We start from the raw sequence: 23217 nt of genomic DNA, 5'->3' as shown, positions 1-23217 counted from the left end.
CTCTTGATGAGCGCTGTAAACACGCCTGCAGGTTTTACCGACTACAAAGTCGCCGACATCTCCCTGGCTGCCTGGGGTCGTCGCGAAACCATCATCGCCGAATCGGAAATGCCGGCCCTGATGGGTCTGCGCCGCAAGTACCTGGCTGAACAGCCACTCAAGGGCGCCAAGATCCTCGGCTGCATCCACATGACCATCCAGACCGCCGTGCTGATCGAAACCCTGGTTGCCCTGGGTGCCGAAGTACGCTGGTCGTCCTGCAACATTTTCTCGACTCAAGACCAGGCCGCAGCCTCCATCGCCGCTGCCGGCATTCCTGTGTTCGCCTGGAAAGGCGAGACCGAAGAAGAGTACGAGTGGTGCCTGGAGCAGACCATCCTCAAGGATGGCAAGCCTTGGGACGCCAACATGGTCCTCGACGACGGCGGCGACCTGACCCAGCTGCTGCACGACAAGTACCCACAGGTACTGGACCGCGTTCACGGCGTGACCGAAGAAACCACCACCGGCGTGCACCGCCTGCTGGACATGCTGGCCAAGGGCGAGCTGAAGGTTCCTGCGATCAACGTCAACGACTCGGTGACCAAGAGCAAGAACGACAACAAGTACGGCTGCCGTCACAGCCTGAACGACGCCATCAAGCGCGGCACCGACCACCTGCTGTCCGGCAAGCAAGCGCTGGTCATCGGCTACGGTGACGTGGGCAAGGGCTCGGCCCAGTCCCTGCGTCAGGAAGGCATGATCGTCAAGGTTTCGGAAGTGGACCCGATCTGCGCCATGCAAGCCTGCATGGACGGTTTCGAGCTGGTTTCGCCGTTCATCGAGGGTATCAACCACGGCACCGAAGCCAGCATCGACAAAGCCCTGCTGGGCAAGATCGACCTGATCGTGACCACCACCGGTAACGTCAATGTTTGCGACGCAAACATGCTCAAGGCCCTGAAAAAGCGTGCCGTGGTCTGCAACATCGGCCACTTCGACAACGAAATCGACACCGCTTTCATGCGCAAGAACTGGGCATGGGAAGAAGTGAAGCCACAGGTGCACAAGATCCACCGCACCGGCCCTGGCGATTTCGATGCACAGAACGACGACTACCTGATCCTGCTGGCCGAAGGCCGCCTGGTGAACCTGGGCAACGCCACCGGTCACCCAAGCCGCATCATGGACGGTTCGTTCGCCAACCAGGTCCTGGCACAGATCTTCCTGTTCGGCCAGAAGTACGCCGACCTGTCGCCGGCCCAGAAAGCCGAGCGCCTGACTGTTGAAGTACTGCCGAAGAAACTCGACGAAGAAGTGGCCCTGGAAATGGTTCGCGGCTTCGGCGGCGTGGTCACTCAACTGACCAAGCAACAGGCTGAATACATCGGCGTAACCGTCGAAGGCCCGTTCAAGCCAGACGCCTACCGCTACTAAGAGCAGCTGCAGGCGGCAAGTCATCAGCGGCAAGCAAAGAGCCAAAAGCTCTGCTTGCTGCAACTGACCTGGTGCTTGCCCTAATCGCTATAGCAGTTTCAAGCAGCAGGCTGCAGGCACGAGAAACCAGCGCACCTCCGCTTTTTCTTGGCGCTTGCCGCCTGTTACTTGCAACTGGAGGTCCCCTCCATGTCCAAAGATCGTCGCTACAGCTTCGAGTTCTTCCCCACCAAGACCGATGCTGGGCATGAAAAACTGCTCGCCACTGCCCGTCAGCTGGCCGGCTACAACCCCGATTTCTTTTCCTGCACCTACGGTGCCGGCGGCTCGACCCGTGATCGCACGGTCAACACCGTGCTACAACTGGAGAGCGAAGTTAAAGTCCCTGCGGCGCCGCACCTGTCCTGCGTCGGCGACAGCAAGGACGACCTGCGCGGCCTGCTGCAGCAGTACCAGGCAGCCGGCATCAAGCGCATCGTCGCCCTGCGTGGCGACCTGCCTTCGGGCATGGGCATGGCCAGCGGTGAACTGCGCTACGCCAATGACCTGGTGAGCTTCATCCGCGAGGAAACCGGCAGCCACTTCCATATCGAAGTCGCCGCCTACCCGGAAATGCACCCGCAAGCGCGCAACTTCGAGGAAGACCTGGTCAACTTCGTGCGCAAGGCCAATGCCGGTGCCGACAGTGCGATCACCCAGTACTTCTTCAACGCCGACAGCTACTTCTACTTCGTCGAGCGCGTGCGCAAGATGGGCGTGAACATCCCGATCGTGCCGGGCATCATGCCCATCACCAACTACAGCAAGCTGGCGCGCTTCTCCGACGCCTGCGGCGCAGAGATTCCGCGCTGGATCCGCAAGCAGCTGGAAGCCTATGGCGATGACAGCGCCAGCATCCAGGCCTTCGGTGAACAGGTAATCAGTGACATGTGCGAACGCCTGCTCCAGGGCGGCGCACCCGGGCTGCACTTCTATACCTTGAACCAGGCCGACCCGAGCCTGGCGATCTGGAACAACCTCCAGCTGCCACGCTGACAGGCTGCAACCCAAGCTCCGGGCCCTGGTGAAAACCGGGGCCTTTTTGTTTGCAGCAGCCTTGAGCTAGAGCGTCCGGAACTGCCTCTAGCAATTGCATGATCTCTCGTCGTAATCTCCAGCAATGTCCGTCATAGCCCGGTTGCTGACCACCTTTCTCTGCACTTGCCTGAGCCTTGCCGCCCATGGCGAGAAGCTGCGCATTGTCACCGAACCCTGGGCGCCCTATGTCTATGAGGAAAATGGCACGGCCAAGGGCCTGGACTACGAAACCACCGCCATTGTCTTCCAGCGCCTGGGCATAGAGGTGCAGTGGCAGTTCCTGCCCTGGAAACGCTGCCTGGCGATGCTGGAAACCGGCCAGGCCGATGGCGCCCTGGACATCTTCCACAGCGACCAGCGCGACGGCACCCTGCTCTACCCCAACGAGCCGCTCTCGGACGTGGAGTTCGTGATGTTCTATGCCAACCAGCGCCCGCACCCGTTCAAGCGCCTGAACGAACTCAAGGGCCTGACCATCGGCACTTCCCCCGGCTATCTGTACAGCGACGATTTCAGCAACTCGACCCTGTTCAACCGCGAGCCGGCCCCCACCCACGAAGCCAATTTCGGCAAGCTGCTGCTGGGGCGGATCGACCTGCTGATTACCGACAAACGGGTCGGCCAGCACCTGTTGGACAGCCTGGGGCTGCGTGACCAGGTCAGCCAGAACCCCACTGTCATCAGCCGCCAGAGCCAATACCTGGCCGTGCGCCGCAATGCCGGTATGGACCTGCTGGTACAGCGCTTCGGCGCCGAACTGAAGCGCTTCAAGCGCGAACCGGCCTACGCCCAACTGAGCGCCAAGTACGGTGCTGAACCTGCCCTGCCGCCGGTCAGGTCTTCATCAACCCGCGAGTCAGAAAAAACCGTTGAGCAGCAGGAAAGCAGCGCACACTGATTGCTCTGTTATACTCCGGCCTCCCGCCAGGCTCACGCCCGGACGCTGGACCCTGTTCAAGGCCTCTCCACCCCGCTACGGCGCAGCCAACCGGCCCGCGCGAGCCGCCGGTGAATGACCCTTCAGGCCAGCAGGACCGGACGGGATTGCGTCCTCTTAAACGCCATTCACGCCCGGCAAGATTATCCCTTTGGGCCAAGCCCTCACTAAAACAGGATTACTCATGTCCTTTGCTTCCCTCGGTCTCTCCGAGGCTTTAGTCGGCGCCATCGAAGCCGCCGGCTACACCCAGCCTACTCCGGTGCAACAGCGGGCCATTCCCGCCGTGTTGCAAGGTCGCGATCTGATGGTCGCGGCACAGACAGGTACTGGTAAAACCGGCGGTTTCGCCCTTCCGATCCTGGAACGGTTGTTTCCCAACGGTCATCCGGACAAATCCCAGCGTCATGGCCCGCGCCAACCCCGCGTACTGGTCCTGACCCCCACTCGCGAGCTGGCCGCGCAAGTGCATGACAGCTTCAAGCTGTACGCCCGCGACCTGAAGTTCGTCAGCGCCTGCATCTTCGGCGGCGTCGGCATGAACCCGCAGGTTCAGGCCATGGCCCGTGGCGTCGATGTGCTGGTGGCGTGCCCCGGCCGTCTGCTGGACCTGGCTGGCCAGGGCAGCGTCGACCTGTCCCACGTGGAAATCCTGGTTCTCGACGAAGCCGACCGCATGCTCGACATGGGCTTCGTCCATGACGTCAAGAAAGTCCTCGCCCGCCTGCCGGCCAAGCGCCAGAACCTGCTGTTCTCCGCGACCTTCTCCAAGGACATCACGGACCTGGCCGGCAAGCTGCTGCACAACCCCGAGCGCATCGAAGTGACCCCGCCGAACACCACGGTGGAGCGTATCGAGCAGCGGGTCTTCCGCCTGCCGGCCAGCCACAAGCGTGCCCTGCTGGCGCACCTGATCACCGCCGGCGCCTGGGAACAGGTCCTGGTGTTCACCCGGACCAAGCACGGCGCCAACCGCCTGGCCGAGTACCTGGACAAGCACGGCCTGAGCGCTGTGGCGATCCACGGCAACAAGAGCCAGAACGCCCGTACCAAAGCGCTGGCCGACTTCAAGGCTGGCGAAGTGCGGATCCTGGTCGCCACCGATATCGCCGCTCGCGGCCTGGATATCGACCAACTGCCTCACGTGGTCAACTTCGAACTGCCTAACGTCGACGAAGACTACGTGCACCGTATTGGCCGTACCGGCCGTGCCGGTCGCTCCGGCGAAGCCATCTCCCTGGTGGCTCCGGACGAAGAGAAACTGCTGAAAAGCATCGAGCGCATGACCAAGCAGAAGATCGCCGACGGTGACCTGATGGGCTTCGATGCCAGCGCAGTGGAAGCCGAGAAGCCGGAAGTGCGCGAGCGTCCGGATGTGCGCAACCCGCGCAATCCCCGTGGCCCACGCGGCGATGGCCCGAACGGTGGTGGCGGTGGTGGCGGTCGCAAGGACAAGGGCAAGGACAAGGGCGGCAAGGAAAAACCCGCCCGTGGCGAACGCCCGGCCCGCGAGCAGAAGCCTCGTGAAGGCACCCCGGCCCGCGAACAGCGTCAACCGACGCCCCGTGCCGATCGCGCACCGGACGAGTTCCTCGACGACGACGTGGACAACTTCGGTAACCGCGCTGACTACGTCAGCCCGTACCAGAACAAGAACAACCAGGGCCGCGGCCGCCGTCCAGGGGCTCCGGCCCAGGGTGCGGGCGCTGGCAATCCGCCACGCGGCGGTGCCGGTGGTGGCCAGGGTCGTTCCGGCAACCCGCGCAACAGCAACGGCAGCACCACCGGCACCGCGCCGGCCAAGCGCAGTGGCGGCCCGCGCAACGGCGCCCCTCGTGACAGCCAGGGCCGTCGCGACGAGCCGCGCAATCGCCGCCCGAACCGTGACGATCAGCCACGCCAGGAACCGGCCGTGCAGAATCCTCGGGGCAACCAGCCGAAGATCATGCACAAGGAATCCAAGGCCGATCGTTTCCCGACGCCTGAGCAGCTGGATCAGTTGCCAAGCCGTCCACGGGGCGAAAAGCCGGCGCTGCTGACCCGCAACCGCTGAGCCTCGCGCTGAAATGAAAAACGCCCCTGGCCGCAAGGCCCGGGGCGTTTTTCATGGTGGCTGGTCGAGGGCGTTTCTGTAGCCGCTGCCGAAGGCTGCGAACGACGGGGAACCCGGCGCCAGGACCTGACCGGTTTACCGCATTTCATGACGGGCAATAAAAAACGCCCCCGGTTTGTGGCCGAGAACGCTCTCTGTAGCCGCTGCCGAAGGCTGCGAACGACGGGGAACCCGGCGCCAGGATCTGACCGGTTTACCGCATTTCATGACGGGCAATAAAAAACGCCCCCGGTTTGTGGTCGGGGGCGTTTTTTTGCTTTCGCAGGTTGCGATCAGTCCTATAAGGGCTGTGCGGGGGAGATCGCGAAGGCCCTGCGGGCCTTGTCGCAGCCTGCGGCAGCGGCTACAGACGAAGCATTACTTCGCTTTCACGCCTTCGAAGCTGATGTACAGGTCAACATTGTTGGAGGCCGGGCCCAGGTCCATCATCTTGCCGAAATCCTGGCGATTGATGCTGGTGGTACCTTCGAAGCCGGCACGGTAGCCGCCCCATGGGTCCTTGCCTTCACCCAGGAAGGTGGCCTTGACCACGACCGGCTTGGTCACGCCGTGCAGGGTCAGGTCGCCGGCCACGTCAGCGGTCAGCTTGCCGTCGGCGTTCTTGCCGGTGGGCTTGACGCTGGTGGAGACGAACTTGGCGTCGGCAAACTTGCCAGCGTCCAGGAAGTCCTTGCTGGTGATGTGCTTGTCACGTTCGGCGTGGTTGGTGAACACGCTGGCGGTGCGCACGTTGACTTCGATCTTGGCGTCTTCCGGCTTGGCCGCGTCAAAGCTGAACTTGCCGTCCAGGTCCTTGAAGGTACCGGTGATGAAGCTGTAGCCCAGGTGGCTGATCTTGAAGTCGACGAAGGCGTGCTGGCCTTCCTTGTCGATCACGTAGTCCGCTGCCATCACTTGACCGGCCGCCAATACAGCAGATCCGATTGCCAGAGCGGCGAGAGTCTTTTTCAACATGCTTTCTATTCCTTTTGAGTCAAGGTTGAACATCAGGCTTTGCGACCCAGCATACGGGTAAGGGTCGCATCACGATCGATAAAGTGGTGCTTCAGCGCAGCCAGGCCATGGATACCGGCAAAGATCACCAGTGCCCAGGCCAGGTACAGATGCACCACACCTGCTACATCTGCCTGGTCCGGTAGTCCGGAGATCAGGGCAGGAACTTCAAACAAGCCGAACACCGGGATACCCACGCCGTCGGCGGTGGAGATCAGGTAACCGGCAATCATGACCGCGAACAGGCCGAGGTAGAGGAACGCATGCCCCAGCTTGGCCCCCAGGCGGGTCAGCGGCCCATGGTTGGCCGGGGCCGGCGGCGGTGGGCTGACCCACCGCCACAACACCCGCAGCAGCATGATTGCAAACAGTGTCAGGCCGATACTCTTGTGCAGGTCCGGCGCGTCTTTGCGCCAGGTGCTGTAGTAGTCGAGGCCGACCATCCACAGGCCCAGGGCGAACAGACCAAACACCGCCAGGGCCACGCCCCAGTGCAGAACAATGCTGACCCAACCATAGCGAGAAGAAGAATTACGTAACTGCATCAGTTGCATCCTGTAAGAAACGCAGATCAAGACTAGCGATTTACCTATCGAATTAAAGCGGAATTTTTTGCTTTGAAATATCGAGAAATACGATCAGTAGTCTGGACCGAGCGCGTTAAGAAAAGATTAAGCCTCACGCCAAGCCAGCCTCCTTGCTCCCTCGTGCCGTGCCCTGGGTCTTGCAGGCGGCGTCTTTGCACCTGACGCATCACGCCGTGGCGCGTCTTGCACAATAGGTTGTCCCGCGGCCATGCATTGCATAGGCTTGCCCGATTGTTCGCCCGCGCCGTTGGCGGGCCGCTTCCAGGAGACTGTACATGGGCCTGAATAACCAGTGGATGCAACGCGATCTTGCGGTGCTGTGGCATCCCTGCACCCAGATGAAAGACCACGAACAGCTGCCGTTGATCCCCATCAAGCGAGGCGAAGGCGTCTGGCTGGAAGACTTCGAAGGCAAACGCTACCTGGATGCGGTCAGCTCCTGGTGGGTCAATGTGTTCGGCCACGCCAACCCGCGCATCAACCAGCGCATCAAGGACCAGGTGGACCAGCTGGAACACGTGATCCTCGCCGGCTTCAGCCACCAGCCGGTGATCGAGTTGTCCGAGCGCCTGGTCAAGATCACCCCCGAAGGCCTGACCCGCTGCTTCTACGCCGACAACGGTTCGTCATGCATCGAAGTGGCGATGAAGATGAGCTTTCACTACTGGATCAACCGCGGCCAACCGAACAAGAAGCGCTTCGTCACCCTGAGCAACAGCTACCACGGCGAAACCATCGCCGCCATGTCAGTGGGCGATGTGCCGCTGTTCACCGAGACCTACAAGGCCCTGCTGCTGGACACCCTCAAGGTGCCGAGCCCGGACTGCTACCTGCGGCCCGAAGGCATGAGCTGGGAAGAACACTCGCGGAACATGTTCGCCGCCATGGAGCAGACCCTGGCCGAGCACCACGAAACAGTGGCCGCGGTCATAGTCGAGCCGCTGATCCAGGGCGCCGGCGGCATGCGCATGTATCACCCGGTGTACCTCAAGTTGCTGCGCGAAGCCTGCGACCGCTATGGCGTGCACCTGATCCATGACGAGATCGCCGTGGGTTTCGGCCGCACCGGCACGATGTTCGCCTGCGAGCAGGCCGACATCCGCCCGGATTTCCTGTGCCTGTCCAAAGCCCTGACCGGCGGCTACCTGCCCCTGGCCGCGTGCATGACCACCGACGATGTCTACAGCGCCTTCTACGACGACTACCCGACCCTGCGCGCCTTCCTCCACTCCCACAGCTACACCGGTAACCCGCTGGCCTGTGCCGCGGCCCTGGCGACCCTGGATATCTTCGAGCAGGACAATGTGGTGGAGAACAACCACGCGCTTGCCCGGCGCATGGCCAGCGCCACCGCGCACCTGGTGGACCACCCCCACGTTGCCGAAGTACGCCAGACCGGCATGGTCCTGGCCATCGAGATGGTCCAGGACAAGGCCAGCAAGACCGCCTACCCCTGGCAGGAACGCCGCGGCCTGAAAGTCTTCCAGCACGCCCTGGAACGCGGCGCCCTGTTGCGTCCCCTGGGCAGCGTGGTGTATTTCCTGCCGCCGTACGTGATCACCCCGGAACAGATCGACTTCCTCGCCGAAGTCGCCAGTGAAGGCATCGATATCGCCACCCGCGACCAGGTCAGCGTGGCGGTGCCCAAGGACTTCCACCCCGGCTTTCGCGATCCGGGCTAGAGCAGGTCGTTAGTTGTGGCGAGGGAGCTTGCTCCCTCGCCACAGAACGCTTTCCACCGATTCACATTCAACAGAGAACCCAGATGAGATTGTCCCGCTTCTTTATCGACGCCCCCCTGAGCCTAGGCGAACACGAGTTGCCGGAAGCCCAGGCACACTACATCGGGCGCGTACTGCGCATGGCCGAAGGTGCTGCCCTGCAGGTGTTCGATGGCTCGGGCACCGAGTTTCGCGGGGCTCTGGTGGAAGTGGGCAAGAAGCGGGTTCGGGTCCAGCTGAATGAAAGCTTCGCCGGCCAGGCAGAATCACCGCTGCGGATTCACCTGGGCCAGGGCCTGTCCCGGGGCGAGCGCATGGACTGGGCGATCCAGAAGGCCACGGAGCTTGGGGTCAGCGAAATCACCCCGATCTTCAGCGAGCGCTGCGAAGTGCGGCTCAAGGACGAGCGCGCCGACAAGCGCCTGCTGCACTGGCGCCAGGTGGCCATCAGCGCCTGCGAACAGTGCGGCCGCTCACAGGTCCCGGTGATCCACCCACCCGTGCTGCTGGCGGACTGGATCACGCAGGCCCGGGCCGACCTGAAGCTGGTGCTGCACCCCGTGGCCCAGCCCCTGGAAAGCCACGCCAAGCCTGCCAGCCTGGCGTTCCTCATTGGCCCTGAAGGCGGCCTGACAGACGCCGAAGTGGAGTTGTCCCACAGCGCCGGTTTCCTCCCCGCACGCCTGGGGCCGCGGGTGCTGCGTACCGAAACCGCCCCGGTGGTGGCCCTGGCCGTGGCCCAGCAACTGTGGGGCGACTTCTAACCCCTCCTGGTGGTGGCTATTGCACCGGATCGCTGGTGGGCTGGGCGATGATCGCTTTGAGTTCACTGGTCATGGGGAATTCCAGGTTCAGGCCCTTGGGCGGAATCGGCTGCTGGAACCAGCGCTGGTAAATGCCGTTGATCTCCCCGGAGCGGTACAGGTCCGCCAGGGCGCCATTGACCAGGGCCAAGAACTGGGGGTCATCCTTGCGCACCATGCAGCTGTAGATCTCCCGCGACTGTTCTTCCCCCACCACCACCCAGTTGTGCGGATCCCGGGCCTTGGCCCGCTCGCCGTACAGCAACGCATCGTCCATGTAGAACGCCGCCGCACGCCCCGACTGGAGCATCTGGAAGGCCTCGCCGTGGTCCTTGGCGCTGATCACGAACATGTCGATCTTGTGCTCGACGTTGTAGCTCTTGAGAAAGCGCTCGTTGGTGGTCCCCGCCGTGGTCACCACGTTCTTGCCCCGCAGGTCGGCGAAGCTCTTGATCCCGCTGTCCTTGGCGGTCAGCAACTGGCCTTTGACGTAGATGAAACCGTAGGAAAACGCCACCTGCTTCTGCCGCTCGGCCGTCACCCCGGTGGAACCGCACTCCAGGTCCACGGTGCCGTTCTGCACCAGGGGAATGCGGGTCTGCGAGGTCACCAGGTTGTATTTCACCTTCAGGTCGGGCAGGTGCAACTGCTGCTGGATGCGCTCCACCACCTTGCTCGCCAGCTCCACGGAATAGCCCATGGGCTTGCCGCTGTTATCCCCCACGTAGGAAAAGGGCACCGAGGCATCGCGATAACCCAAGGTAATACTGGCGCTGTTGGCGATCTTCGCCAGGGTGCCCTGCAGAGGCGCTTCATTGGCCTGGGACAGGGCGCTGAACAGCAGCCCCAAGGTGCAGCCGAGCAACGTGATCTTATGCATTGTTATTCTCCGTTGTGGGTAAGGGCAGTTAGCGGCGGGCCGCGATGATGCTGATTTCGACAAGGATCTGCGGGCGCGCCAGGGCCGCCTGCAAGGTGGTGCGCGCCGGCGCCTGGCCGGGGGACAGCCAGGCCGACCAGACTTCGTTCATCACCGCAAAATCGGCCTGGATGTCCTTGAGGTAGATCGTCGCGCTGAGCAGGTGCTCCTTGTCGCTGCCGGCCTCGGCCAGCAAGGCGTCGATCTTCTCCAGCACCTCGCGGGTCTGGCCGCCGATATCGCTGCTGGCCCCCGGCACCTGCCCGGAAAGAAACACCAGTCCGGCAAAGCTCACCGCGCCACTCAGGCGCTCGTTGCTGTGGATACGCTGGATACTCATCTGAAGACTCCTTTTAACGTTCAGGCAACGCGGGGCGTCAGGCCCTGCATGTCGATACTGGTGCAACGCTGGCCGATCAGTTCGCCCAGCAACTGGCCGCTGCCACAGGCCAGGGTGAACCCCAGCGCGCCGTGGCCAAGGTTGAGCCACAGGTTGCGGTAGGCGGTGGCCCCGATCAGCGGCACGCCGCTGGGGGTAGCCGGACGCATGCCGGCCCATTCCACGGCTGCCTGATAGTCACCGGCCTCGGCGAAGGTCTGGGCCGCTTGACGGCGCATCAGGGCCAGGCGGCCGGGGTCTGGCGCCGGGTCGAAACCGACGATGTCGACCATGGCCGCCACCCGCAGTTGCTGGCCGATACGCGCATAGACGATCTTGCGGTTGTAGTCGGTGATGCTGATGTCCGGCGCCCGGTGCTGCGGGCCGATGGGCACGCTGAGGCTGTAGCCCTTGAGCGGATACAGCGGCAGTTGGAGCCCGGGCAGGCGCAGTTCGGCGCTGCGGTGCCCGGCCGCCAGCACCAGTTGGTCCACCGGCAACACGCGCTCCCCCAGGTCGATGGCCTGGACCTTATCCCCCCCATGGTGAATGCCCCGCACCCGCTGGCCCAGTAGGATTTCGCAGCGCCCGGAAGCGCGCAGCCGCGTGGCCAGTTGCTGGCAGAAGGCGTGGCAGTCGGCCACTTCTTCATCCGGGGTATAGATACCGCCGACGAAGGGCGTATCCCCCAGGGCCGGTTCCAGGGCCGTGCATTCGACAGCGGAAAGCACCTGTTGCTGGCCGCTGTCCGCCAGGTTGTGGCGGGCGTGCTCGAAGCTTTTTTGCTCGCGGAAAGTCACCAGCTTGCCGTTGCGCCGCCAGTCGAAGCCTTGTAGGCCATCCTCTTCGCGCCAGCTTTGCAGGGTGCTCTGGCTGAGCAGCGCCAGGCGCAGCAGGTGCGCGCCATTGCGCCGGTTCACCGAGTGCCGGCAAGCACCGAGGAACCCCGCCAGCCAGCGCCACTGCGCCGGGTCCAGGCGTGGCCGCAGCTTGAGCGGAGAGTCGCCCTTGAGCATCCAGCCCAGGGCCTGCCAGGGCACCCCGGCATCGGCCAGAGGCGCCACATAGCGATAGGACAACTGCCCGCCGTTGGCGAAACTGGTCTGGCTGCCCAGGGACTCCTGAGCCTCCACCAGGGTCACCTCAAAGCCCTGGCGGACCAGGGCGTAGGCACTGGCCAAGCCGATGACGCCCCCTCCAATGATGCAAACCCGCTGACTCATGACTGCCCCTGGCCTGTTGGTCGATGGCCCAAGGTTAGGGGCAGGTGACAGGCGCCGGACAATGAATAAAGATGGACCTCCCATAAACAAAGGTTATGGACTGCCCCATGCGCCTTCGTCATATCGAGATTTTCCAGGCCATCCGCCAGACCGGCTCCATCAGCGGCGCAGCGCAGTTGCTGCATGTCTCCCAGCCGGCAGTGACCAAGGTTTTGCAGCACGCCGAACTGCAGCTGGGTTTCCCGTTGTTCCTGCGGGTGCGGGGCAAGTTGCAGCCAACCCCGGAAGCCCTGGAGCTGGAGCGCGAAGTGGACAAGGTTAGCGAGAGCCTGCAAGGGGTACGGCGCCTGGCCCAGAACCTGCGCCGGGCGCCGGGCCACAGCCTGCGCATCGGCGCCACACCGGCCCTGGCCCTGGCCTTGCTGCCGCCCGCCATCAGTGAATGGACCCGCCTTTACCCGGACAGCCTGTGCGAACTGTCCAGCGCCCATAGCCGCGAGCTGGTACAGAACCTGCTGATGCGCGAAATCGACCTGGCGCTGACCCTGCAACCCCCGGATCACCCGGGCCTGAGCGCCCAACCCCTGGCCCAGGGTGTGCTGGTGGCCATGGCGCCGCTGGGCTTCTGGCCCGAGCACAGCCGCGGCCAGCCCCTGGCGCTGCAGGAGCTGGCGGACGCGCCACTGATTGGCCTGAGCAGCGCCGACCCGTTGTCGGCCCGGCTCGACAGCTACCTCAAGTCGGTGGAGCCGCCGCCGCGGGTGAGCATTGCCGTGCAGACCTATTCCCTGGCCCGGGCCATGGTCGAGTCCGGCGCCGGGCTGGCCCTGATCGACCCCTTCACCGCCCTGGGCGCCTCAACGGCCAACACCGCCATCCGCCCCTTGAGCCCGCCGCTGCCGATCACCCTGTACGCCGTGACCCGCGCCGCAGAACCGCCGCCCCACACCCTGGCCAGCCTGCTGGAAATCTTCGCCCACCAGGCCCAGGCCCAGCTCGACCGCCCCTTGTAGGAGCTGGCTTGCCAGCGAAAGCGTCCGCCAGCCCGGCGCAAATCCAGAGGGCCCCTTCGCCGGCAAGCCGGCTCCTGAACCAATCCACAACGCCCCGCCCCGTAGGAGCTGGCTTGCCAGCGAAGGCGTCCGCCAGCACGGTGCTAATCCAGAGGACCCGCTGCGCCGGCCAGCCGGCCCCTACAGGACGTAGAACAGGATCGCGACGAAATGCAGCAGGCTGCCGGCGATCACGAACAGGTGCCAGATGCCGTGGGCATGGCGCAGGCGGCTGTCGAGGGCAAAGAAGATGATGCCCACGGTGTACAGCACCCCGCCCGTGGCCAGCCAGGCGAAGCCGGCTGGCCCCAGGGCCGCCAGCAGCGGCTTGACCGCCACCAGGACGATCCAGCCCATCACCGCGTAGATCACGATGGAGAGAATCCGCGCCTCGGAGCGCGGCTTGATCTCCTGGAGGATGCCGATCAGCGCCAGCCCCCAGACGATGCCGAACAGGGTCCAGCCCCAGGGCCCGCGCAGGGTCACCAGACAGAACGGCGTGTAACTGCCGGCAATCAGCAGGTAGATCGAAAAATGATCAACCTTCTGCATGATGTTCTTCGCCCGTCCGCGCACGCTGTGGTAGACCGTGGACACGCTGTAGAGCACCAGCAAGGTGAAGGAATAGATCGCCACGCTGACGATCTTCCACGGGCTGCCATCCAGGCTGGCCAACACCACCAGCCAGATGCCGCCGATAAACGCCGCGATTGCCCCCAGCAGGTGGGTCCAGGCGTTGAATCTTTCTCCGTGATACATCAGTCGCTCACCCTTGAAACATTGAAAAAACACGCAAGGCTCAGGCCTGCAGCTTGAAAGCGCAATATGTCTATTGGGGCGCGGCCGAGAAAAAACCAGCGGCCACGTCCTGACCGATCGGGCATCATCAGCCCCTCCTCAGCAGAGTCCGGACCATGCTCATCGACGAAGAGTTGACCCTGAAAAAGCTCGAAGTGTTTCTGGCCTTCATGCGCACCGGCAACCTGGCCCGCGCCGCCGCCGAGTTGCAGACCAGCAATGTCAGCGTGCACCGGGCCATTCACTCCCTGGAAAATGCCCTGCGCTGCCCGCTGTTCAAGCATGAAGGGCGCAACCTGACGCCCCTGGAAAGCGCCTTCGTCCTGGAGGAACGGGCACAGAAGCTGGTGCAGGACGTGGTCGAGAGCGTGCGCCTGACCCGCGAAGCGGCGGGCTTTTCAGCAGAACGCTTCAAGCTCGGCGCACTTTACTCGCTGACGGTGAAAACCGTGCCGCAGCTGATCATGGGCCTCAAGCTGCGCCGCAGCGAGCTGAACATCGACCTGATCCTGGGCTCCAACATCGACTTGCTGTACAAGCTCAAGAACATGGAAGTGGACGCCATCCTGATTTCCCTGGACGACAGCGCCCATGACCCGGACTGCGAGCAACTGCCGTTGTTTTCCGATGACATTTTTCTCGCCACCCCCGCCGATTCGCCCTTTGCCCAGCAGAGCGAAGTGGACCTGGCCGACGTGCGCGACGCCACCTTCATCACCCTGACCCAGGGCTTTGCCACCCATCAGGACGGGGTGCGAGTGTTCAAGCAGGCGGGGTTCGAACCCAAGGTGGCGATGCAGGTCAACGACATCTTCACCCTGCTGAGCATGGTCAGCTCCGGGGTCGGTTATGCGTTGCTGCCGGGGAGGATCGCGGCGGTGTATGAGAACCGCGTGAAACTGATACCGCTGCAGGCGCGCTACCGCCTGCAGCAGCATATCGGCGTGGTGTTTCTCAAAGCCAAGGAGCGCGACCCGAACCTGTTGGCGCTGCTGGCCGAATGCCGGATGTACGCCAACCGCCAAACCCCCTAGAAGCCGGCCGGCCCGGCCTTTTGTAGGAGCTGGCTTGCCAGCGAGGGCGTGCGCAAGAACAGCGCATGCCTCACGGGCCTCTTCGCCGGCAAGCCGGCTCCTGCAGGGGTTAGCCCACCAGGCCGCGGACGATGAAGAACAGCAGCGATGGCCCCAGCAGGCAGCCCAGCCCGGTGTGGAAGGTGGCGGTCAGGGCGCCGTAGGGCACCAGCCGCCGGTCCGTGGCTGCCAGCCCCGCGGTCACGCCGCTGACGGTGCCGGCCAGGCCACCGAAGACCATCGCCGAACGCGGATTGTCCAGGCCCATCCAGCGCGCGGCCATGGGCGTACCCACCATCACCAGGATCGCCTTGATCAGGCCCGTGGCAATCGACAGGGCCACCACGTCGGAGCTGGCACCAATGGCTGCGCCGGTCACCGGGCCGACGATATAAGTCACCGCGCCGGCACCAATGGTGGTCATGCTCACCGCATCGCGATAGCCGAAGGCCCAGGCGATGCTCGCGCCGACAATGAACGGCAGTACCGTACCCAGCAGCAGCGCCACGGCACCGATCATCCCGGCCTTGCGCGCCTCGGTGGCTTGTACTTCAAAGGCCGTGGCGACGATGGCGAAGTCCCGCAGCATGGCGCCCCCCATCAGGCCGATGCCGGAAAACAGCGCCAGGTCCGCCAGGCCCTTCTGACCACCGGTCAGGGTGCCGCCAACCCAGGCCAGGACCAGGCCGATGACAATGGCAATGGCCGATCCGTGTACCCGGCCGAACGTCAGGCGCTTGGACAGCAGCACCGAGACCCACATGATCACTCCGACGAAGGCGAAGGCGGTGACCAGACCGTTGTGCTCCAGGCCTTTCTCGATCAGATCCCACATCTCAGCGCCCTCCTGCCGGTGCGGCTTTCACACCCGGCTCCAGCGGCTCGGCCGGCAGTGGCTCGCCCTTGTGGGTGCGGCTGATAAGGGCGATGGTGCATCCGCAGAGCACCACCGAACCGATGGCCGCCAGCACCGCCACCGGCCCGCCGTGCAGCGCCGTCACCACGTTCTGCTGGGCGGCCATGGCCACCACCACCGGAATGTACATGGCGCCCCAGAAACCCACGCCCATCTCGCAATCCTTGGTCATGCCGCCGTGCCTGTGCATCCACAAACGGGCGCAGATCAGCAGGATCATGGCGATGCCGACTCCGCCGACATTGGATTTCACCCCCAGCAACACGCCGAGCATGTCGCCGATAATCACACCCGCTAGCGTACAGATCGCCAGCAATGCCACACCGTAGATAATCATTGTCGTAGTCCTCAAAGTGCATCGTCGAAGTTGTTGTTCTTGTGCTTCGTCAGCCTGAGTCGGTGCTCTATCGGTCGCGGCTTCCCTCCTCACTCAACAGGGCTTGCAGGGTGTCCAGGCGCGCGCCGTCGAAGGCGATCACCGTCCCTTGGGCAAACACCCGGCGGGCCAGCCCGGTCAGTACCGCGCCGGGAGGCAATTCGATCTGCAGGCGCACCCCGCGCTCGTAGGCGCTTTGCACCGTGCCGCGCCAATCGACGACGCGGCACATGTTGAAGGCCAGGTCGTCGCGCAACGCTTCCACGGAGCGCATGGGCCGCGCTCGGCTGCCACTGAGGTAGGCCAGCTTCGGCAGTTGCAGGGGTACCTCGGCAAAGGCGGCAGCCAGGGCCTGGGCCGGTTGTTCCAGCAGTGGGCAATGGGACGGCACGCTGACCGCCAGGCGCTTGGCCACGCCGACCCCGCAACCCCGGGCCAACTCGGCCACGGCATGCATCGCGGCATCGCTGCCGGCGATCACCACCTGGTTGTCGGCGTTGATATTGGCCAGGTACACCGGCCTCTGCGGGCTGTGGACCTGGGCCAGCAGCCCTTCCACCGCCGCCAGTTCCAGGCCGATCAATGCGGTCATGCCATAGCCCTGTGGATAAGCCTGCTGCATCAACTCACCCCGCAGGCTCACCAGGCGCAAGGCGTCGGCAAACTCCAGGGCCCCGGCCACCACCGCCGCCGGATAGGCGCCGATGGACAGGCCCGCCACGTAGTTCACCCGAGTATCGGGCTGCAACAGAGTGCGCGCCGCCGCCACGCCGGCGATCAGCAGGCACAGCTGCACCGCCCGGGTGCTGGCCAGGGCTTGGGGTGAATCCAGCGTCAGTACGTCCTGCCCCAACACATCGCTGGCCTCTTGCAGGCAGGCCCGCGCTTGCGGGCTTTGCGGCAGATGCTGGAGCATCCCCGGCTGCTGCGCGCCCTGGCCCGGAAACACCAGCAGGCTGCTCATGCCGCCTGCTCCTGAGGGTTCCAGGGGTCGCTGACCAGGCGCGCGCCACTGGCGCTCTTGAGCAGAACCCGGGCAGCCGGCCCGGCCCATTCGCGCAGGGCCAGGGCGCCGCCGGGCACCTGCAATTGCATATCCACCTGGCAACCGGCGCCGTCCAGCAGCGCCAGCAATTCACGGGCCCGGGCCCGTGGCAGAAGCTCCGGGGTACGCAGGATCAGGTCCAGGTCGCTGTGCTGATGCAAGGCCGCCACGCCGCTGGCCAGCTCGAAACCGGCACTGCCACTCACGCCCCAGATCCACTCCAGGGCATCCAGCTCATCGCGCAAATGCTGCAACGCCTGCAACGCCGGCCATGGGCCCTGGGGCGGTACATGACACAGCTGCTCGGGGCGCACCCCGCGCTGCACGGCTTGCAGATCCAGCAGCGCCGGATAGCGCTGTTCCCGGGAAATACCGCGCAAACCCACCGCAACCTGCCCCGGTGCAGTCAGGGCCCGGCGCACCACCACCGGCTGCCCGGCCTCCAGCACCGCATGGGCCCAGGCCGGCGCATCGCCCGGCAACTGCGCCGGGGTCATGCCCCACAGCAGGTCGTGGGGCAGCCAGGGGCCGCACCCGCTCACCACTGCTCCCGCAGCAACTGCCGGACTCGGCTCGACGCCGCCCGGTTCACCGCGCCCAGACGGCTACCGAGGTCGACGCCCTTGGCCCGCACATCGGCAATCGCCGCCAACAGGCATTGATTGACCCGGGCCAGATCCTCCGCCGTCGGTTGTTCGATCTGCCGCACCGACAGGGTTTCCCACAGCAGGCCCAGGCCCGCGTAGCTGTCGATGTCATAGGCCATGGGCGGCACGCTGGCGGCCAGGGCTTCCAGCTCCTCGACGCTGCGCAGGGTCACCCGCGCCGCCGAGGCCTTGCCCATGGCGTGCACCATCACCCCCGGGTCACGCAGGGCGATCAAGCGGTTGGCCTGATACCCATGGGCCAGAAAGGCCCCGGACATGGCCTTGCCCACCAGCAGGGCGATCACCGGGTGCCCGGCCAGGCGGGCCCGGGCATAGCTGTCGGCGGCGCTCGCCAAGGCCTGATGAATGCCCAGCGCCTCTTCGCGCCGGCCATAGGCCTGGCTCGGCACATCGACAATGGCGATCAGCGCCCGCTTGTGCTCCTGGTCCTGATCGGCGCGGATCACCTCATCCACTGCCTTGGCCAGCCCCCAGCCTTCCAGCAGGCCGACCTCGCCCTGGCGGGCGCGGGGAAAACGGTTGTCGGGGTCAGGCACTACCGCAATGAAGCGCGCCGGCTGCCCGTCCAACTGGCAGTCGGCCACTTTCAAGGAAGGTGGCAGGCCGCTCACGGGGGTCGCATCGCCACTCAAGGCGTCGAACCAGTTCAGGCCCCGCAGGGAACTAGCAGTCATGGGCGGTCTCCTTGATACAGGTCGCGAACCGTCGCCGCATCGATTTGCGGCGTCGTGTCCAGGCGGGACAGACGTTGCAGGTACAGCTCGGCCTCGCGGCTGCGTTGCCGCGACGGCAAGCCCAGGGCCAGCAGCTCACGGACCTGGGCCTGGATCAGTGCCACATCGTCAGCCACGTAGCGGTCCACCAGGCCACTGGCGAAACGCTGCTCGCCGCCGGTCAGGCTCCAGATGAAAGGCCGGTCCCGGGAGTCGTATTCCTCAAGGCCCGCTTCCTGCTCGATCACCTGCGGGCCGTTGAGCCCCAGGCGCGCTTCCTGGGTGACCAGCAGATAACTGCACAAACCGGCGGCAATCGACATGCCGCCAAAGCAGCCGACGCTGCCGGCCACCACGCCGACCACCGGCTGATACTGGCGCAGGTCGACAATCGCCGCATGAATGTCGGCAATCGCCGCCAGCCCGAGGTTGGCTTCCTGCAGGCGCACGCCGCCGGTTTCCAGCAGCAACACGGCGCGGGTCGGGATGCCGTTGCGGTTGTCCTCGGCGGCCAGCTCCAGGGCGCCGGCAATCTTCGCCCCGCCCACTTCACCGAGGCTGCCGCCCTGGAAAGCGCCTTCGATGGCAGCAATCACCACCGGCGAACCCGCGATGCTGCCCTTGGCGATCACCACCCCGTCATCAGCCTGGGGCACTACGCCCTGGCGCTCCAGCCAGGGCGACATGACCCGCTGGAACGGGTCCAGCAACTCACGAAAGCTGCCGGCATCCAGGAGTGCCCGGGCCCGCTGCCGAGCACCCAGCTCGACGAAGCTGTGCTTGTTCAACAAGCGTGCGCTGTCAGTCATGGCCGATCTCCTCGAAGCCCTGTTCCAGGCGCAGGCGCACCACCCCGGGGGTGGCGCCGAAATCATGGATGTCGATCAACAGCGCCGGCGGCGTCTGGCCGTCGAACATGCGCTCGAACAGGTGCTGCCAGCGCGATGCGCTGCCGTTTACCGAGGTCTGTACCTGGATGCTCAATTTGCCGGGCTGCCCCGGCTCCAGCAGCACTTCCAGGTCGCCGGAGCCGACACAGCCCACCAGGGCGCGGCCACGGCCGGGCTGGCCGGCGGGGAATTCAAAGGACAAGGTTTCCATCAGTTCGCTCCCTGGTTAACAGCATCGCCGGATTCGATCCGGTCCAGCAGCAGGCTGGCCGCCAGCAAGTCGGCAGCGCCGCCGGGCGAGGCATTCAAGGTCAGTAGTTGCAGATCCAGTTCATGCAGGCGACGACGCCCGGCCAGGGTGGCGCTGCCACCAGCATCGAGCACCGCCCGGGCCCCCTGCTGCATGGCCTGCAGGCCAAGCTCACCGGCGCGATAGAGCACGCAGGTGTCCGCCAGCCGGCTCATGATCGCCAGCAAGGCATCGAGCCGGGCATTCTGTTCGCCATGGCCCTGGGCGCGGCTGCGCTTGAGCTGCGGCAGCCCCAGTTGCAGCACGGCGGGAAAGCCTTGCTGGGCTTCTTCGCGGGCACCGCGCACGCCGTAGCGCAGCGCCACCTGGGCGCCATGGCTCAAGGGGCGTGGTGCATAACGGTCTTCGAGCAAGGCCAGGCGCGCGGCCCGCAGCGCGACACTGCCGGCACTCGTGGCTTGAGGTTCCAGCGCGGCGGCGGCCACCAGCAGCCCCAGGGCCCAGATCGCCCCGCGATGGGTATTCACCCCACCAGTGGTGGCGAGCATGGCCTGCTCGCCTTCTCGGCCAATGCGCCCCAGGGCTTCACGCAGGGGCAGGCCCACTTCCCCGAGCAGCAGGGCAGCGTCGGCCATTTCCTTGAAGGCCGGCCACAGCGACAGCGCCGAGGCATGCATCAGGCCCAGGTGCAGGTCGGTGTGGGCGCCATTGCCACGGTGGTCCACCAGGGCCGGCTTGGGCGACAGGTCGGCCTCGTCGATCAGCGCGTCCACCGCCAGGTCCGCCAGGCGCTCGGCCAGGCTCGGGGTGGGTGATTGCAGGTTGAATGCGTGCATTACCAGCTCCTGAACTTGGCGGGCGGGTTGTACAGGCCACCGGACCACTCCACCAGGTCGGCCACGCTTTTCGCCGCCAGCAGCTCGCGGCTGGCGTCGGTGCGGCGGATGCCCAGGTCTTCCGGCAGGGCAATCAGGCCTTCACGGCGCATGCGCGCGGTGTCCTTGGGGTTGTGGCGCAAGCCGATGGCGGTAACCCCGGCCACGGCGGCGATCATCGCCTGGCGCTCTTCCAGGGAACGGGCCTTGTACAGGTAGGCGATGCCTTCCTCGGTCAGCAGGTGGGTGACGTCGTCGCCGTAGATCATGATCGGCGCCAGGGGCATGCCGCTCTTGCGCGCCACGTCCACCGCGTCGAGGGTTTCGACGAAGGTCGGTTTGCCGCCTTCCTGGAAGGTTTCCACCATCTGCACCACCAGCTTCTTGCCGCGTTCGAGCATGGCCTGGGGTGCATCGCTCTGATCCTGGCGCATATCGAGCCAGGCCGGGGTGCCGTGGCGGCGCCCGCGGGGGTCGTGACCCATGTTCGGCGCCCCGCCGAAACCGGCCAGGCGGCCACGGGTCACGGTGGAGGAATGGCCGTCGCCATCCACCTGCAAGGTGGCGCCGATAAACAGGTCCACCGCGTACTGCCCGGCCAACTGGCAGAACATCCGGTTGGAACGCAGGGAACCGTCGCGACCGGTGAAGAACACGTCCGGACGCGCGGCGATGTAGTTTTCCATGCCCAGTTCGGTGCCGAAGCAATGCACGCTGTCCACCCAGCCACTTTCAATGGCCGGAATCAGGGTTGGGTGAGGATTGAGGGTCCAGTTGCGGCAGATCTTGCCCTTGAGCCCCAGGGATTGGCCGTAGGTGGGCAGGATCAGCTCGATGGCCGCAGTGTTGAAACCGATGCCATGGTTCAGCGACTGCACGTTGTGTTTTTCGTAGATGCCGCGAATCGCCATCATCGCCATCAGCACGTGCACCGGCTTGATATGGCGCGGGTCGCGGGTGAACAGCGGCTCGATATAGAACGGCTTGTCGGCCACCACCACGAAATCCACCCAGGACGCGGGAATGTCGACCCGGGGCAGCTCGCTGACATCGTCCACCAGCTGGTTGACCTGGACGATGACAATGCCGTCGCTGAAGGCCGCCGGCTCGATCAGCGCGGGCGTGTCCTCGGTACTGGGGCCGGTGTAGATGTTGCCGGCGCGGTCGGCCATGAACCCGGCAGAGAGCACCACATTGGGGATCAGGTCCACCACCAGCCGCGCATAGAGTTCGATGTAGGTATGGATGGCGCCGATTTCCAGCAGCCCGTCTTCCAGCAACTGGCTGATGCGCAGGCTCTGGGTGCCGGCAAAGGAAAAGTCCAGCTTGCGGGCGATGCCGCGCTCGAACAGGTCCAGGTGCTCGGAACGGCCGACGCTGGGCATGATCATGTGCAGGTCATGCAGCCTGGCCGGGTCGGCCTTGGCCAGGGAGCGGGAGAGAAAGTCCGCCTGTTTCTGGTTGTTGCCTTCCAGAACCACCCGGTCGCCGGGCAGGATCAGCGCTTCCAGGGCCGCGACGATCTTGTCGGTCGGCAACACCACGCCATCGGCGATGGCCCGCACCTGCTCGAGGCGCCGCTGCTTTTCGCTGCGCCGCCGCGACCAGCGCGCGTCGGGGGAAATTATTGTTGTCATGCTCACTCCACGGGTTCGCTGTCGTGGCAGTCACCTTAGGAGTGAAAACAAGGAGCATCAATCAAGCACGGCGTTGGATCGTTACGCTCAGCGTAATGATTTGCGGAGCAATGGCACTCTCATGTTCTCTCGGTACACAATGCCCGCCGTACCGGCCCATGAGCGGCCTGGGCAGACCAAGATGAGAGTCAGCATGGACACACCGATTCGCTCGAACCAGGCGCTGCTGGAGCAGCTCAAGCATGGCCTGAAGCCCGACTACCTGATGTTCTGGGGGCACCAGCCCACCCGGGACGGACGCATCTCCCAGAGCTGTTTCAGCCAGTGGTTCGACGCAGGTCTGGAACTCGATGGCATTCAATACCCCAGCGCCGAGCATTTCATGATGGCCGGCAAGGCCCTGCTGTTCGGCGACCAGGAAACCCACGGGCGGATCCTCAAGGCCGTGACGCCCGCCGACGTGAAGCAACTGGGTCGCGAGGTGCGCGGCTTCGATGACGCCCGCTGGACCGAAGCACGCCTGGATATCGTGGTGCAGGGCAACCTGGCCAAGTTCAGCCAACATCAGGCGCTGGGTGAATACCTGCTGTCCACAGGCGACCAGGTACTGGTGGAAGCCAGCCCGGTGGACCGGATCTGGGGCATCGGCCTGGCCGCCGAGGATGCCAGGGCCAGCCAGCCGGAGCAGTGGCGCGGCCTGAATCTGCTGGGCTATGCGCTGATGGAGGTGCGGGACAGGTTGCGCATTGGCTGAGG

At 64.8% G+C, this 23217-nt stretch carries 24 protein-coding genes; 9 read left to right on the top strand and 15 right to left on the bottom strand.

Going from position 1 to position 23217, the window contains the following annotated elements; all coding sequences use genetic code 11:
* Positions 1-6: 6 nt before the first annotated feature.
* The 4 genes from ahcY (at position 7) to ACUXVH_RS02945 (ending at position 5483) form a co-directional block, all read left to right on the top strand.
* Positions 7-1416, top strand: coding sequence for an adenosylhomocysteinase (ahcY, locus tag ACUXVH_RS02960; RefSeq protein ID WP_445493865.1), 1410 nt, complete (start codon positions 7-9; stop codon positions 1414-1416).
* Between the two features lie 189 nt (positions 1417-1605).
* Positions 1606-2451: a methylenetetrahydrofolate reductase [NAD(P)H] gene (gene metF, locus ACUXVH_RS02955; protein ID WP_053160300.1), complete on the top strand. Its 846-nt coding sequence runs from the start codon at positions 1606-1608 to the stop codon at positions 2449-2451.
* Positions 2452-2575: 124 nt separating this feature from the next.
* On the top strand, positions 2576-3391 hold the full coding sequence (locus tag ACUXVH_RS02950; RefSeq protein WP_011063974.1) for a substrate-binding periplasmic protein: 816 nt from the start codon (positions 2576-2578) through the stop codon (positions 3389-3391).
* A gap of 223 nt (positions 3392-3614) precedes the next feature.
* Positions 3615-5483: a DEAD/DEAH box helicase gene (locus tag ACUXVH_RS02945; protein WP_011063975.1), complete on the top strand. Its 1869-nt coding sequence runs from the start codon at positions 3615-3617 to the stop codon at positions 5481-5483.
* Between the two features lie 417 nt (positions 5484-5900).
* Here the strand turns inward: ACUXVH_RS02945 and ACUXVH_RS02940 are convergent, their stop codons facing one another.
* Positions 5901-6497 carry a YceI family protein gene (locus ACUXVH_RS02940; protein ID WP_011063976.1) on the bottom strand — a complete coding sequence of 199 codons (597 nt, stop codon included), beginning with the start codon at positions 6495-6497 and terminating at the stop codon, positions 5901-5903.
* A 32-nt stretch (positions 6498-6529) separates the two neighbouring features.
* A complete protein-coding gene (locus tag ACUXVH_RS02935; RefSeq protein ID WP_011063977.1) occupies positions 6530-7081 on the bottom strand; it encodes a cytochrome b in 552 nt (183 codons plus the stop codon).
* A gap of 317 nt (positions 7082-7398) precedes the next feature.
* Here ACUXVH_RS02935 and ACUXVH_RS02930 point away from each other — a divergent pair, with 317 nt between their 5' ends.
* Positions 7399-8805, top strand: coding sequence for an adenosylmethionine--8-amino-7-oxononanoate transaminase (locus ACUXVH_RS02930; protein WP_401333054.1), 1407 nt, complete (start codon positions 7399-7401; stop codon positions 8803-8805).
* Between the two features lie 83 nt (positions 8806-8888).
* Positions 8889-9608, top strand: a complete 720-nt coding sequence (locus ACUXVH_RS02925; RefSeq protein WP_053160304.1) for a 16S rRNA (uracil(1498)-N(3))-methyltransferase — start codon at positions 8889-8891, stop codon at positions 9606-9608.
* A gap of 16 nt (positions 9609-9624) precedes the next feature.
* On the opposite strand, the gene ACUXVH_RS02920 is transcribed toward ACUXVH_RS02925, so the two are convergent.
* From ACUXVH_RS02920 to ACUXVH_RS02910, 3 genes are read right to left on the bottom strand one after another with little or no spacing between them, the layout of a single operon-like run.
* On the bottom strand, positions 9625-10527 hold the full coding sequence (locus ACUXVH_RS02920) for a transporter substrate-binding domain-containing protein (RefSeq protein WP_125062315.1): 903 nt from the start codon (positions 10525-10527) through the stop codon (positions 9625-9627).
* A 28-nt stretch (positions 10528-10555) separates the two neighbouring features.
* Positions 10556-10906 (bottom strand): RidA family protein, encoded by a 351-nt coding sequence (locus ACUXVH_RS02915; protein ID WP_011063981.1) that lies wholly within the window; start codon positions 10904-10906, stop codon positions 10556-10558.
* A 20-nt stretch (positions 10907-10926) separates the two neighbouring features.
* On the bottom strand, positions 10927-12168 hold the full coding sequence (locus ACUXVH_RS02910) for a D-amino acid dehydrogenase (RefSeq protein ID WP_445493859.1): 1242 nt from the start codon (positions 12166-12168) through the stop codon (positions 10927-10929).
* Between the two features lie 107 nt (positions 12169-12275).
* On the opposite strand from ACUXVH_RS02910, the gene ACUXVH_RS02905 reads away from it, so the two are divergent.
* Positions 12276-13181: a LysR family transcriptional regulator gene (locus ACUXVH_RS02905; RefSeq protein WP_011063983.1), complete on the top strand. Its 906-nt coding sequence runs from the start codon at positions 12276-12278 to the stop codon at positions 13179-13181.
* A gap of 180 nt (positions 13182-13361) precedes the next feature.
* On the opposite strand, the gene trhA is transcribed toward ACUXVH_RS02905, so the two are convergent.
* Positions 13362-13979 (bottom strand): PAQR family membrane homeostasis protein TrhA, encoded by a 618-nt coding sequence (gene trhA, locus ACUXVH_RS02900; protein ID WP_011063984.1) that lies wholly within the window; start codon positions 13977-13979, stop codon positions 13362-13364.
* A gap of 155 nt (positions 13980-14134) precedes the next feature.
* Between trhA and ACUXVH_RS02895 the strand changes: the two genes are divergently transcribed.
* Positions 14135-15052 (top strand): LysR family transcriptional regulator, encoded by a 918-nt coding sequence (locus ACUXVH_RS02895; protein ID WP_015637350.1) that lies wholly within the window; start codon positions 14135-14137, stop codon positions 15050-15052.
* A gap of 109 nt (positions 15053-15161) precedes the next feature.
* On the opposite strand, the gene madM is transcribed toward ACUXVH_RS02895, so the two are convergent.
* The 9 genes from madM to mdcA form a co-directional block, all read right to left on the bottom strand.
* The gene (madM, locus tag ACUXVH_RS02890; RefSeq protein ID WP_011063986.1) at positions 15162-15926 is read right to left on the bottom strand and encodes a malonate transporter subunit MadM; all 765 of its coding nucleotides are present in this window, start codon (positions 15924-15926) and stop codon (positions 15162-15164) included.
* A 1-nt stretch (position 15927) separates the two neighbouring features.
* Positions 15928-16344, bottom strand: a complete 417-nt coding sequence (gene madL, locus ACUXVH_RS02885; RefSeq protein WP_015637351.1) for a malonate transporter subunit MadL — start codon at positions 16342-16344, stop codon at positions 15928-15930.
* 67 nt (positions 16345-16411) lie between these two features.
* Positions 16412-17347: a malonate decarboxylase subunit epsilon gene (gene mdcH, locus ACUXVH_RS02880; protein WP_445493855.1), complete on the bottom strand. Its 936-nt coding sequence runs from the start codon at positions 17345-17347 to the stop codon at positions 16412-16414.
* A complete protein-coding gene (locus tag ACUXVH_RS02875) occupies positions 17344-17970 on the bottom strand; it encodes a malonate decarboxylase holo-ACP synthase (RefSeq protein WP_445493853.1) in 627 nt (208 codons plus the stop codon). Before ACUXVH_RS02875 ends, mdcH begins: the two co-directional genes overlap by 4 nt.
* Positions 17967-18770 (bottom strand): biotin-independent malonate decarboxylase subunit gamma, encoded by an 804-nt coding sequence (mdcE, locus tag ACUXVH_RS02870; protein ID WP_445493851.1) that lies wholly within the window; start codon positions 18768-18770, stop codon positions 17967-17969. Before mdcE ends, ACUXVH_RS02875 begins: the two co-directional genes overlap by 4 nt.
* Positions 18767-19618: a biotin-independent malonate decarboxylase subunit beta gene (locus tag ACUXVH_RS02865; protein WP_011063991.1), complete on the bottom strand. Its 852-nt coding sequence runs from the start codon at positions 19616-19618 to the stop codon at positions 18767-18769. The genes mdcE and ACUXVH_RS02865 overlap by 4 nt, the downstream gene beginning before the upstream one ends.
* Positions 19611-19910: a malonate decarboxylase subunit delta gene (locus ACUXVH_RS02860; RefSeq protein ID WP_015637356.1), complete on the bottom strand. Its 300-nt coding sequence runs from the start codon at positions 19908-19910 to the stop codon at positions 19611-19613. The genes ACUXVH_RS02865 and ACUXVH_RS02860 overlap by 8 nt, the downstream gene beginning before the upstream one ends.
* Complete coding sequence (locus ACUXVH_RS02855) at positions 19910-20785, bottom strand: triphosphoribosyl-dephospho-CoA synthase (RefSeq protein WP_065365093.1); 876 nt, start codon at positions 20783-20785, stop codon at positions 19910-19912. Before ACUXVH_RS02855 ends, ACUXVH_RS02860 begins: the two co-directional genes overlap by 1 nt.
* The gene (gene mdcA / locus ACUXVH_RS02850) at positions 20785-22461 is read right to left on the bottom strand and encodes a malonate decarboxylase subunit alpha (protein WP_041120237.1); all 1677 of its coding nucleotides are present in this window, start codon (positions 22459-22461) and stop codon (positions 20785-20787) included. The genes ACUXVH_RS02855 and mdcA overlap by 1 nt, the downstream gene beginning before the upstream one ends.
* A gap of 193 nt (positions 22462-22654) precedes the next feature.
* Here mdcA and ACUXVH_RS02845 point away from each other — a divergent pair, with 193 nt between their 5' ends.
* The gene (locus ACUXVH_RS02845) at positions 22655-23215 is read left to right on the top strand and encodes an NADAR family protein (protein WP_072451795.1); all 561 of its coding nucleotides are present in this window, start codon (positions 22655-22657) and stop codon (positions 23213-23215) included.
* Positions 23216-23217: the final 2 nt, after the last annotated feature.

The sequence above is a fragment of the Pseudomonas sp. 8(2025) genome (assembly GCF_052665325.1).
The sequence above is the reverse complement of the archived record's forward strand: the minus strand, read 5'-3'. Positions and strand labels throughout refer to the sequence as shown.